The organism is Mycobacterium sp. (genome assembly GCF_032162605.1).
GTDB lineage: Bacteria > Actinomycetota > Actinomycetes > Mycobacteriales > Mycobacteriaceae > Mycobacterium.
In genome coordinates, this window is sequence record NZ_JAVROT010000592.1 from 35,916 (window position 1) to 48,263 (window position 12,348).

The 12,348-nt window shown below is 66.0% G+C and carries 9 protein-coding genes, 1 tRNA gene and 2 pseudogenes; 10 read left to right on the forward strand and 2 right to left on the reverse strand.

The window, feature by feature from the left end:
- Positions 1–73 precede the first annotated feature (73 nt).
- From QOI01_RS33395 to QOI01_RS33415, 5 genes and pseudogenes are all read left to right on the forward strand, one after another.
- Positions 74–397, forward strand: coding sequence for an alpha/beta hydrolase (locus QOI01_RS33395; RefSeq protein ID WP_526388069.1), 324 nt, complete (start codon positions 74–76; stop codon positions 395–397).
- A 243-nt stretch (positions 398–640) separates the two neighbouring features.
- Positions 641–862 carry a hypothetical protein gene (locus QOI01_RS33400; RefSeq protein WP_526388071.1) on the forward strand — a complete coding sequence of 74 codons (222 nt, stop codon included), beginning with the start codon at positions 641–643 and terminating at the stop codon, positions 860–862.
- A 465-nt stretch (positions 863–1,327) separates the two neighbouring features.
- On the forward strand, positions 1,328–2,233 hold the full coding sequence (locus QOI01_RS33405; RefSeq protein ID WP_526388073.1) for an SDR family oxidoreductase: 906 nt from the start codon (positions 1,328–1,330) through the stop codon (positions 2,231–2,233).
- 127 nt (positions 2,234–2,360) lie between these two features.
- Positions 2,361–2,831, forward strand: coding sequence for a winged helix-turn-helix transcriptional regulator (locus QOI01_RS33410; protein WP_526388075.1), 471 nt, complete (start codon positions 2,361–2,363; stop codon positions 2,829–2,831).
- A gap of 74 nt (positions 2,832–2,905) precedes the next feature.
- Positions 2,906–3,195 (forward strand): annotated as a pseudogene (locus QOI01_RS33415) (tyrosine-type recombinase/integrase); the annotation flags it as partial.
- A 77-nt stretch (positions 3,196–3,272) separates the two neighbouring features.
- Here the strand turns inward: QOI01_RS33415 and QOI01_RS33420 are convergent.
- Positions 3,273–3,345: transfer RNA gene (locus QOI01_RS33420), tRNA-Arg, on the reverse strand.
- 155 nt (positions 3,346–3,500) lie between these two features.
- Here QOI01_RS33420 and QOI01_RS33425 point away from each other — a divergent pair.
- From QOI01_RS33425 to QOI01_RS33445, 5 genes are all read left to right on the forward strand, one after another.
- On the forward strand, positions 3,501–3,866 hold the full coding sequence (locus tag QOI01_RS33425) for a group I intron-associated PD-(D/E)XK endonuclease (protein WP_526388077.1): 366 nt from the start codon (positions 3,501–3,503) through the stop codon (positions 3,864–3,866).
- Between the two features lie 87 nt (positions 3,867–3,953).
- A complete protein-coding gene (locus QOI01_RS33430) occupies positions 3,954–5,447 on the forward strand; it encodes a wax ester/triacylglycerol synthase family O-acyltransferase (RefSeq protein ID WP_526388078.1) in 1,494 nt (497 codons plus the stop codon).
- The gene (locus tag QOI01_RS33435; RefSeq protein ID WP_526388080.1) at positions 5,444–7,090 is read left to right on the forward strand and encodes an HAD-IB family hydrolase; all 1,647 of its coding nucleotides are present in this window, start codon (positions 5,444–5,446) and stop codon (positions 7,088–7,090) included. The genes QOI01_RS33430 and QOI01_RS33435 overlap by 4 nt, the downstream gene beginning before the upstream one ends.
- Positions 7,087–9,426 carry a glycerol-3-phosphate 1-O-acyltransferase gene (locus QOI01_RS33440; protein WP_526388082.1) on the forward strand — a complete coding sequence of 780 codons (2,340 nt, stop codon included), beginning with the start codon at positions 7,087–7,089 and terminating at the stop codon, positions 9,424–9,426. The genes QOI01_RS33435 and QOI01_RS33440 overlap by 4 nt, the downstream gene beginning before the upstream one ends.
- A 34-nt stretch (positions 9,427–9,460) precedes the next feature.
- The gene (locus tag QOI01_RS33445; RefSeq protein ID WP_526388084.1) at positions 9,461–11,467 is read left to right on the forward strand and encodes a bifunctional copper resistance protein CopD/cytochrome c oxidase assembly protein; all 2,007 of its coding nucleotides are present in this window, start codon (positions 9,461–9,463) and stop codon (positions 11,465–11,467) included.
- 28 nt (positions 11,468–11,495) lie between these two features.
- Here the strand turns inward: QOI01_RS33445 and QOI01_RS33450 are convergent.
- Positions 11,496–12,100 (reverse strand): annotated as a pseudogene (locus tag QOI01_RS33450) (malate:quinone oxidoreductase).
- Positions 12,101–12,348: the final 248 nt, after the last annotated feature.

Here is a 12,348-nt window from a genome sequence, read left to right on the forward strand (position 1 = left end):
CGGGCACCGATCCTCTCGGTACCAATAGTGCTGCGGCGTCACGCCATATTGACGAACCGAATAAGGAGCCCTCGTGTCCCGCCAACCCGTCGTCTTCATCCACGGTCTGTGCATCCACTCCACCGCCTGGGAACCTTCGGCGAGGATCTACCGCGATGCCGGCTTCGACCCCCTCACGCCGGGTTGGCCGGGTGACGGCGACAGCGTGGAAGCCGCTCGGCGCGATCCATCCAGCGTCGCCGGCTACGGCCTTGCCGAGATCGCCGAGCACTACACGAAGATCATCGCCGATCTGCCGCAGCGCCCTGTCGTCATCGGTCATTCCTTCGGCGGCTTGATTGCCCAGCAACTCCTCGCCGCCGGCCACGCCAGCCATGCCGTCGCGATCAACCCCTGACCGGCTAGAGGTGTCACAAAGGTGCCACTGAATACGATACGAGGGGCCCTTTCCGGTGCTGCGCAAGAAGTCCAACCGTGAAGCTGCGGTGACCATGACCGAGCGGCAGTTTCGGTACAGCTTCGGCAACGTCGTATCGAAAGAGGAGTCCCGCGAGCTCTTTTGACGGTGGGCGAGTCCCGGCCCGGGTAAGTCGCTGTTCGAGGCGACCTCGGCGACAAGGATCCGCACTCACCGGCAGCGGTGGACACTGCGACGAGCGATCGCGGACCTCTGCTCATCACCGGAGGCGGCAAAGATCACCAGATTCCCGAGGTCGTCACACGCCAGGCGTACCAGCACTACTCCGGTTCCCGTGCAGTCACCGACTATCACGTATTCCCAAATCGCGGTCACTCGTTGGTCTTCGACTCCGGCTGGCGCGAGGTGGCCGACTATGCCCTGGCTTGGCTGACCCGACGATGACCAACCGTTGCGGACTCCAATGGCCGTGTCGGCCGCCACGAGCCCGTCGTGCCCGATGTTCGCCAGCGGTCCACCGGCGACACTTGCATTCAGGGAGGAGGAACGGGTCGCCTGATTGTTCTGAGTGGCGGAGTGTTGTTTCACACTCTACTCGTCGTGGCCGGAGGGATCGACGTTGTCCGTAGGCACATCGCCCATATCCCCAATGCGATTGCAAAGCAACGCATTTAGTATTTCTCGCAGATCGACCAACCCGCCTGCCGAGGCGGTGGCGTGCCTCTCCAGCGAGCTGTTGAGGTGGTTCGCGATTGAGATCAGTGCAAGGCGATTCTGTCGATCCGTCATCCACGGCCACGCGTCAACTGAGTCGGTTGTGAATTCCAACCGATGGTAGTAGGTTGCGAATTCCGACCGGAGGGTGGATGTGCTGAAGCCCTTGGCACGAACCGACGAAGGAGCAGGACTATGACCACCAAAAACTGGACCGCAGAGGATCTTCCCAACCTGTCGGGCAAGACGTTCATCGTGACCGGAGCGACGAGCGGCCTCGGCGCAGCAACCGCCCGGACGCTCGCCGTGGCCGGCGCGCACGTCGTCCTCGCAGTGCGCGACGTTGAAAAGGGGCGAGAGGTCGCTGCCACCATCATCGGCACGGCCGAGGTCCGCGAGCTCGACCTGGCCTCGCTGGCATCCATCCACGCCTTCGCGGCGGCCTGGGACGCCGACGTCGACGTCTTGATCAACAATGCCGGCATCATGCAGGTGCCCGAAGCGCAGACCCCCGATCGATTCGAACTGCAGATCGGCACCAATCACCTCGGCCATTTCGCTCTGACCAGTCTGCTGCTGCCCCGGATCCGGGAGCGCATCGTCACGTTGAGTTCGGATCTGCACCGCGGTGCGAAACTCGATCTGCGCGACTTGAACTGGCGTCGGCGGCGCTATGACGCCAGCCAGGCCTACAAGGACTCGAAACTGGCGAACCTGCTCTTCGCCCGCGAGCTACAACGACGCCTCGCCGCCGGCGGCAGCCACGTCCTGTCCCTGGCAACACATCCCGGGATCGTCAGAACCGGCCTCTTCGGCCACGTCGACGGACTGGCCGGCTTCGGTCTGGACATCGGCTCGCGCATCGTCGGCCACGACGTGTCCCAGGGCATCTTGCCCACCCTCTACGCCGCGACCCAGGACGTCCCCGGCGGAAGCTTCATCGGGCCGAACGGATTTCGTCAACTCCGAGGCTTCCCGGAGGTCGTCACGTCGTCCCCAGCGGGTGAGGACGCAGCCCTGGCGCAACGGCTGTGGGAGCTCTCCGAGTCGCTAACGGCGACCATCGTCGGCGGCAGCATCCTGCGTTCAGTGCGGCCTTAGCTGGCGGAGGGCACACTTGGTCCACCAAGCGAGGCCTGCCGCCTGGACCGCACGTCGGGCGGGCGGCAGGACCGTGACACCGGCGAACCAGGAGCGTTGGAGAACACTACTGACTACAGTGGGTGGCATGGGCACAGAGAGCACGTCGCACGGCTTGGATTCGTTGGCGTCGGAAGCCGTTGCACCCCGGGACTGTTCGATCGCCGATGCGCTGTCCTTGCTCGGCGAGAAGTGGACGTTGCTCGCCATCCGCGAGATGCTCTACGGCGCACATCGATTCGACCAAATCGCGGGCTTCACCGGGGCCACCCGCGACATCCTGGTCGAGCGGCTCCGCAAGCTCGAAGAAAACGGCGTCATCGAACGTCGTCAGTATTCCGAGCGCCCGCCGCGCTACGACTACCACTTGACTGAATCGGGTCAACACCTGGCGCCGGTCTTGATGGCGCTCGGCGCGTGGGGACGCGACTGGGCCTCCGGGTCGACGCCTCCGCGGGGCTTTCTTCACGAATGCGGCCAGCCCCTGCAGATCGACTACGTGTGCCACTCGTGCGGAGAAGGCGTCAGCGCCGATTCGGTGCGACCGATGCACGACTAGGGTCGCCACGACATCAACGGCGAGGCGATCGATGATTGACGCACACTCGTCGGTGAGGTGTTCGTCGAACTCCGTTTCTCGGAGGGCAGTCGGTCGTCTTCCCCTCGGCCTGTGGCACGTTGCGCGATCCCGACAACTTCGCTGGGCAGTGGCGACTAACGCGTGACGAACTGGGCGTGCCAGACGTAGCCCGCACAGCTTCCGCAAGACGGTGGCAACGCTGATCGACGACGCGGGACTGTCGGCGTGTATCGGTGCCGACCACCTCGGGCACGCCAAGGTGTCCATGCCGTAGGACCCCTCCATATGAGACGCGGCAGGATTCAGCCAGGTCGCTGACCTGCTCGACAAGACCGTCGAAGACGGCCCAATTCCGACATGGACGACGAACAAACGTCGACGACAGCTTGCAGAGACGGCCAAATACCCCACTCTGTCCAGCGCCCCCGGCAGGGATCGAACCTGCGACCAACCGCTTAGAAGGCGGCTGCTCTATCCGCTGAGCTACGGAGGCAGCGGACCCACCTTAGCGAATGGGCCCCGACCGATGGACGGGTCATTCCCTACCCTGGAGCCAATGGCAATGCACCCAACCAGGGAGAAGGGAGACTTAGGCGTGGCCAAGGTGCATGCCGACTTGGTGGGAAGGGTTTCACGGTTCTCATCCCGGTGGCGGAGCACACGCCATTCGATCTCGTCGCCTACGCCAGTGCCGAGTTCCATCGCCTTCAGGTGAAGTACCGGTCAGTGCGTTCGGGGGCGCTCAAGGTTCAGTTCTGTTCCATGTGGGCGGACAGGCACGGGACAAACACGACACCGATGGACGAGGATGCCATCGATTTCGTGTGCATCTACTGTCCCGAGACCGACGACTGTTACTACGTCCGCCCTGGTGCGCACGGGACATCGGTCACGCTGCGCTGCGGATCACCCCTAGCAGGAATGGCCAGCAGGCAGGCGCCTTGTACGCCGACGCGTTCCGTGTGCTGCCGCCCGCAGTTGATGGTTGAGTCGGCGGCATCGCAAGCTCCATGACGGCTACTACTAAAGGCACTCGCACCGACAGGCCGCCGACTAGCGTGGAGCCAGCACTCGGCAAACGGATGAGGGGATCGGCAAGCGATGAGCAAGGCGCCGGATATCAACGCGGCCGGACTTCCCGAGGAACTGAGTGCGGTCGACCAATTGCTGCATCGCGGCGAGGCCAACCCACGCACCCGTTCGGGGATCATGGGTGTCGAACTGCTCGATGCGACACCCGACTGGGAGCGGTTCCGCACGCGCTTCGAGAACGCCTCCCGCAAGGTGCTCCGCCTCCGGCAGAAGGTCGTCATGCCGACCTTGCCGACTGCCGCTCCCCGGTGGGTGATCGATCCCGACTTCAACCTCGACTTTCACGTGCGGCGGGTCCGTGTGCCTGCGCCCGGCACACTGCGCGAGGTGATGGACCTCGCAGAGATCGCCCAGCAGTCACCGATGGACATCTCGCGACCGCTGTGGACCGCGACCCTCGTCGAGGGTCTCGCCGACGGCAAGGCCGCGACGATGCTGCATCTCAGCCACGCGATCACCGACGGAGTCGGTGCCATCGAAATGTTCGCCAACATCTACGACCTCGAACGTGACCCGCCGCCGGCGGAGGTGGCGCCGCTGCCGATCCCCGAGGATCTCTCGCCGAACGACCTGATGCGCGAGGGCATCAACAGGCTGCCGGGCTCGATCGTGGGCGGCATCCGCGGCGCGATCGGGGGCGCCGCGTACGCACTCGGCAAGGCGGTCCGCGATCCGGTCTCCGCTGTCGGTGGCGTCGTCAAATACGCCATGTCCAGTGCGCGGGTGATGGGGCCGGTGGCCGAGCCGTCACCGCTGCTGCGCAGGCGCAGCCTGTCGTCGCGCACTGAGGCCATCGACATCAAGTTCAGCGACCTGCACAAGGCCTCGAAGGCGGCAGGCGGATCGATCAACGACGCCTACCTCGCCGGGCTGTGCGGGGCGCTGCGGCTCTACCACGAAGCCAAGGGCATCCCCATCGCGACGCTGCCCATGGCGGTTCCGGTCAACCTGCGTTCGGACGACGATCCCGCGGGCGGCAACCGCTTCGCCGGCGTCAACCTCGCGGCACCGGTCGGCGTCGTCGACCCGACGAAGCGCATCTTGAAGGTGCGCGCCCAGATGATGCGCAAGCGCGAGGAGCGTGCGATCGACATGGTCGGCGCGATGGCGCCGCTGATCAGCCTCCTTCCCGATTCGGTTCTCGAGACGGTGGCGGGATCGGTCGTCAACTCCGACGTCCAGGCCAGCAACGTCCCGCTCTACCCGGGGGACACGTTCATCGCGGGTGCGAAGATCGTGCGGCATTACGGAATTGGACCGCTGCCCGGCGTCGCCATGATGGTGGTCCTGGTGTCGCGCGCCGGATACTTCACCGTCACCACCCGCTATGACCGCGCGGCGATTGCCGATGAGGCGCTGTGGGCGCGGTGCCTACCGGCCGGCTTCGACGAGGTGCTCGCGCTCGGTGGCGACGGACGGTCAATCCCAGCGTCGTTCACACCCGAACCCGTCGCTTCGCCCACCTCGGTGTCCACCTCGGCCAATGGGAGTGCCGCGCAATGAGTTCGCATAACGGACAGGGCACCCGCCGAGGTGACAACGTGATCCTGCGCCTCCCAGGGTCGGTCGCCGAGATCGAGGCCAGCCCCCCGGGGCCCGAGGTAGGCGCGTTCTTCGACCTCGACGGCACTCTGGTTGCCGGCTTCACCGGCGTGATCATGACTCAGGACCGGCTACGGCGTGGGCAGATGGGTGTCGGCGAGTTCATGGGAATGGTGCAGGCCGGGCTCAACCATCAACTGGGGCGCTCGGAGTTCGAGGACTTGATCGGCAAGGGCGCTCGCATGCTGCACGGAAGCTCGCTGAGCGACCTCGACGAGCTCGGCGAGCGGCTGTTCGTCCAGAGCGTCCAGAAGCGCATCTATCCAGAGATGCGCCGGCTGGTGCATGCCCACATGGCCCGCGGACACACCGTCGTGCTCAGCTCGTCGGCGCTCACCGTCCAGGTCGAGCCCGTCGCCAAATTCCTTGGCATCGAGAACATCCTGAGCAACAAGTTCGAAACCGACGACGATGGCCTCGTCACCGGCGAGGTTCTCAGGCCGATCATCTGGGGACCGGGCAAGGCGCGGGCGGTGCAGTCCTTCTCAGCGAAGAACGGCGTCGATCTGGGCAAGAGTTACTTCTACGCCGACGGCGACGAGGACGTCGCGCTGATGTACCTCGTCGGCAATCCACGGCCCACCAACCCCGCCGGCAAGCTCGAAGCCGTTGCCGTCAAGCGTGGTTGGCCGATCCTCAAGTTCACCAGCCGCAGCGGGAGCAGCCCCGTCGCACAGTTGCGCACCGCGACGGGCATCGCCTCGCTGGTGCCCGCGGCGGCAGGTGCCATCGGGCTCGGCCTCCTGACGCGCAACCGCCGCACCGGCGTCAACTTCTTCACCTCGACGTGGAGCCGTCTTCTGATGACGTCGATCGGCATCGACCTGAACATCAACGGTGAAGAGAACCTCACGGCCGAACGCCCGGCGGTCTTCCTGTTCAACCACCGCAACCAGGCCGACCCCTTCATTGCGGGCCGACTGGTCAGCGACAACTTCACCTCGGTCGGCAAGAAAGAGCTCGAGAAGGACCCCTTGATGGGGACCATCGGCAGGGTATTGGACGCGGCGTTCATCGACCGCGACGATCCCAAGGCGGCGGTCGAGAGCCTGCACAAGGTGGAAGAGCTTGCCCGCAAGGGGATTTCGATCCTCATTGCACCAGAGGGCACCCGCCTGGACACCACCGAGGTGGGGGAGTTCAAGAAGGGGCCCTTCCGGATCGCCATGGCGACGGGCATCCCGATCGTGCCGATCGTCATTCGCAACGCGGAGGTCATCGCCGAACGCAACTCGAGCACGTTCAACTCCGGCAGCGTCGACGTCGCGGTGTTTCCGCCGATTCCCGTCGACGACTGGACCACCGAGAACCTGAACGAACGCATCGCGGAGGTTCGCCAGCTCTACCTCGACACGCTCAGGCACTGGCCGCAGGGTGCACTGCCCAGCGCGCCGCCGTACGAGCGTGACGCGAAGCCTGCCAAGAAGGTGCCCGCCAGGAAGGCCCCTGCCAAGAAGGCTCCCGTCAAGAAGGCGGCCGCCAAGAAGGCTCCCGTCAAGAGTGCTGCCGCCAAGGCGAATCCGGCCAAGAAGGGGCGACCGTGAAGGTCACCGCCGACGCCCTGCACAGCTTCATCCCCACCCACGACGCGTTGGTGCTGGCGTCGGTGGACTCGCCGGCCGAGGTCCAGATGCTCGACGACTGGCTCGCGGCGCAGCGCCTGGCGCACCCCGACGCTCGCATCGAGGTCCTGCAGCTTCCGGGCAACGACGACCCACCACCACCCGTCCTCGCACGCCTCGTCGAGCTGCTCGAGGTCGACGAGGACCGGTCCGTCGTTCCGGCCCGCGTCTTCTGGATTCCCGCCGGCCTGCCCACCCGCTCCAAGGTGGTGGCCTTCCTCAGTGGTCGAGACACGTACCGCCCGCCGAAGTTGTTGCAGCGCAGCATCTTGCGCAAGGACGCTACCCGCGCCCGCGTGGTGGCTGGCGAGCCCGCGAAGGTGTCCGAGCTGCGGCAGAACTGGAGTGACACCACGGTCGCCGAGAATCCTCGCGACTTCGCGCGGTTCGTCATGCGGCGGGCGGCACTCGCGATCGAACGCGTCGAACTGCGGCTGCTCGGCCCCGAGTACAAGTCGCCACGATTGATCAAGCCGGAGATGCTGGCGTCGGCGCGTTTTCGCGAAGGGCTTGAGCAGATTCCCGGTGCGACACTGGATTCGGCCGGAGACATGCTCGACGAGCTCGCGACGGGCTGGAGCCGGTTCTCCGTCGACCTGATCCCCACGTTGGGGCGAGCGATCTTCAGCAGGGGTTTCGACCCCAACATCGACTATGACCGCTCCGAGGTCGAAGTGATGCGCACCGCGCTCGAGAACCACCCAGCGGTGCTGCTGTTCTCCCACCGGTCCTACCTCGACGGCGTCATCGTGCCGGTGGCGATGCAGGAGAACCGGCTGCCACCCGTCCACACGTTCGCCGGCATCAACCTGTCATTCGGGGCCATGGGGCCGCTGATGCGTCGCTCGGGCGCCATCTTCATCCGACGCAAGCTCGACGATCCTCTGTACAAGTACGTGCTAAGGCAGTTCGTCGGCTACATCGTCGAAAAGCGGTTCAACCTCAGCTGGTCGATCGAGGGCACCCGCTCGCGGACCGGAAAGATGTTGCCGCCCAAGCTTGGTCTGCTCGCCTACGTCGCCGACGCCTACCTTGACGGGCGCAGCGACGACATCCTGCTGCAACCGGTCTCCATCAGCTTCGACCAGTTGCACGAGACCGCCGAGTACGCCGCCTACGCGCGCGGCGGCGAGAAGACACCCGAGGGTCTGTCCTGGCTGTACAACTTCATCAAGGCGCAGGGCGACCGCAACTACGGCAAGATCTACGTCCGCTTTCCGGCAGCCGTGTCGATGCGCGAGTACCTCGGTGAGCCACACGGTGTGATGACCACCGACGAGGCCGCCAAACGACTGGCGATGCAGAAGATGGCCTTCGAAGTGGCGTGGCGCATACTGCGCGTCACCCCCGTCAACGCCACCGGGCTGGTGTCGGCGCTGCTCCTGACCACCAACGGTGTCGCGCTCACCCTCGGACAGCTCCACCACACGCTGCAGGACTCGCTGGACTACCTGGAGCGAACGAAGACACCGGTGACCAACAGCGCGCTGCGGCTGCGCACCACCGACGGTGTCCGAGCCGCCGTCGACGCGCTCTCCGGTGGCCACCCCGTCACCCGGATCGACGGCGGCCGGGAGCCGGTCTGGCGCATCGCACCCGAGGACGAACACGAGGCGGCGTTCTACAGGAACACCCTCATCCACGCGTTCCTCGAGACTTCGATCGTGGAATTGTCACTGGTCTATGCGGGACGTGCCGAAGGGGATCGGCTCGAAGCGTTCTGGGCGCAGGCGATGCGACTGCGCGACCTCTTGAAGTTCGAGTTCTACTTCGCTGACTCCGCGGCGTTCCGGACCCACATCGCCGAGGAGATGTCGTGGCACGACGACTGGGAACAGCACGTCGCCGTGGGTGGTGACGAGGTCGACGCAATGCTGCGGGCCAAGCGCCCGCTGATCGCCGGGGCCATGCTGCGTCCGTTCATCGAGGCATACGAGATCGTCGCCGACGTGCTCAGAAACACGCCCCCCGACATCGACGAGAAGGATCTGACCAAGCTCGCGCTGGGCGTCGGCGGCCAATACATCGCACAGGACCGGGTGCGCAGCAACGAGTCGGTGTCCGCACTGCTGTTCGCCACCGCGCGGCAGGTGGTGGCCGATCAGAACCTGCTCGCGCCCGCCGCCGATCTCGAGGAGCGGCGCACGGCGTTCCTGGCCGAATTGCGCGGCATCCTCGGCGACATGGACAAGGTAGAGCAGTACTCCCGCGAGCAGTTCTTCGTGCGCGAACTGGTCAAGCGCAAGCAGAGCGGCTGACGGTGCTGCCAGCCGCGCGCCATACGCTGTAGGCATGACCACGGTCGAGGCGCGAGCAGGCGCTCGCACCATTGCGGTGTGGCCGATCCTGTTCGGCGTCGGACTGCTGGCCGGTGCAACCGCCGCGGGCATCGCCGCGCTGTCGCTGGCCGACGCGCTGACCGCGACGGGGCTGCCCGACCCGGGTCCGGTCACCAACTACGGACTTCCGTTCTTCAGGGCCGCCGGCGAGATCGCCGCGGTCGTGGCGGTGGGCTCGTTCCTCGTCGCCGCCTTCCTGGTTCCACCACAGCGCAACGGCGTCCTCGATGCGTCGGGCTACCGGGCGCTGCGGCTGGGCACCGCCGCGTCGGGCGTCTGGGCCGTCTGCGCGGCCATGCTCGTGCCGCTAACCGTCTCCGACATCACCGGGCAGCCACTTACGAGCCGTCTCGATCCCTCGGCCATCTGGTCCGTGGCGAGCCTCATCGACGTCGCAGGCTCGTGGCGCTGGACCGCCCTGTTCGCCGCGATCGTCACGGTCCTCAGCATTCCCGTGCTGCGCTGGTCGTGGACGCCGCTGCTGCTCGTGGGCTCGTTGGTGACGCTGCTGCCGCTGGCGCTGACGGGTCACTCGTCTGCTGGCGGGTCCCACGACCTCGGCACCAACAGCCTGTTCATCCACCTCGTCGCCGGCGCCATCTGGGCAGGCGGGCTGCTCGCGCTGCTGGTGCACGCCATTCGCGGTGGCGAACATGCCGACGTCGCCGCGCGCAGGTTCTCCGCGGTCGCCCTGTGTTGCTTCGTGGCGATGGCCGTCTCGGGCGTGGTGAACGCCCTGGTCCGTATCCGCCTGGAGGACCTCGTCCACACCAGTTACGGCTGGTTGGTCGTGTGTAAGGCGGTCGCCCTGTGCCTGCTCGGCGCCCTGGGCTGGCAGCAGCGTCGTCGCGGCGTGGCCGCACTGCGGGTCGATCCCGATGCGCGACGGCCATTGATCCGGCTAGCGCTGATCGAGGCCGGGGTGTTCGGGTTGACGTTCGGCATCGCCGTCGCGTTGGGCCGCACGCCGCCACCGCCGCCCGCAGTCTTCAACCCGTCGGTGACGGCGGTCGAGATCGGCTACGACCTGGCGGGACCGCCGACCATCGCACGCGTTCTGTTCGACTGGCGCTTCGACCTGATCTTCGGTACCGCCGCGATCGTGTTGGCCGGTGTCTATCTGGCGGGTGCGTGGCGGCTGCGCAAGCGAGGGGACACCTGGCCGACGGGCCGGATCGTCGCCTGGCTGTGCGGAACCGCGGTGCTCTTGTTCACCACCTCGTCCGGGATCGGTCGCTACATGCCCGCGATGTTCAGCATGCACATGGCGGCGCACATGCTCCTGTCGATGATGGTGCCCGTGCTGCTGGTGCTCGGGGCGCCCGTGACCTTGGCGCTGCGTGCCCTGCCTGCCGCGGGCGGCGACGATCCGCCCGGCCCGCGCGAGTGGCTGCTGGCGGACCTGCACAGCCGGGTGTCGCGGATCCTGACCAACCCGATCGTCGCCACCGTGATCTTCGTCGCGGGTTTCTACGGTCTGTACTTCGGCGGCATCTTCGACGTCGCGGCCAGTAGTCACGCCGCGCACGTGGCGATGAACCTACACTTCCTGGTGACCGGCTACCTCTTCTATTGGGTGGTCATCGGTGTTGACCCGACGCCACGACCGATCCCACCCATCGCCAAATTGGCGGTGGTGTTCGCATCGCTGCCGTTGCACGCCTTATTCGGGGTGGTGCTCATGGGCACCAAGTCCGTGCTGGCCGGTAACTTCTACCAGTCGCTGCAACTGAGCTGGCACAACGACCTGCTGGGCGATCAACGACTCGGCGGTGGAATCGCCTGGTCGGCAGGTGAAGTCCCGCTCGTCCTGGTGCTGCTCGCGTTGCTCGTCCAGTGGCGGCGCAGCGATCAGCGGGTCGCGACGCGGATGGACCGGGCCGCCGACCGCGACGACGACGCCGACCTCGCCGCGTACAACGCAATGCTCGCCAAGCTGGCCAGCTTCGAGGACCGTTAGCCGTACGACGACACCACGTTGGCGTGCGTCATCGGTCGAGCTGGCGTGCGATCAGGTGCAGGGCGCGGGCGGTCGCCCTTGTCGAGTTGGCAACGGCCGCCGTATCCCAGCCTGCGCGCCCGGCGCCGGGGATGGCCTCCATCATGGTGGTATGCCACGAGGTATGCCATCGCTCGGGGAAGCAACGTTGCAGGAGGTCGAGCATGATCCGAACCGCTGTGGATGCGCCTGGAGATGCGCCGAGCAGACCGGCGATCGTGCCGTCGGCGCTGACGACGAGTTCGGTACCCTGTTGGATCACACCGATTCGGCGCCGATCAGGGGTGATCAGTTGCGCACGTTGACCAGCCGCCACGAGTTCCCATTGGCCAGGATCGGCGAGGGGGGGTAGTAGCGCTGCAACTGGGTGAACTTCCGTCGCGGGCGGGCGAGCTGGGTGATCAGGTACCTGATCAGCACCACATTCTGGATGAGTGCGGCCGTGATCACGTGCAGGTTGTGCCAGCGCATGGTGGTGAAGAAGTCGGTCCACCGGCCGTGTTTGAGGAGTTTCGTGCTGAATGACGCGTATGGCCCGAACAGTAAATACGGAGTGCCGTCGACGACGCGCTTATCCAGGTGGGGCACCGACATGGGGGAAGCACCACAACCCAAGCAGCACCAACCCGTCGCCTCAACGACTACCTACTCCAACACTTCGCGTAGACCCGACCTCACGCAGTGCTGTCACCAACGCCTTGTCCCGCGACGGCTAGCGCTTGATGCCGAGTCGACGCAGCGCCAGCGTGGCCGCGAGATGCCCGGACATGCCGTGCACCCCGCTGCCCGGTGGTGTCGACGCCGAGCAGATGAACTGGCCGGGCACGCCGGTCCAGTAGGGA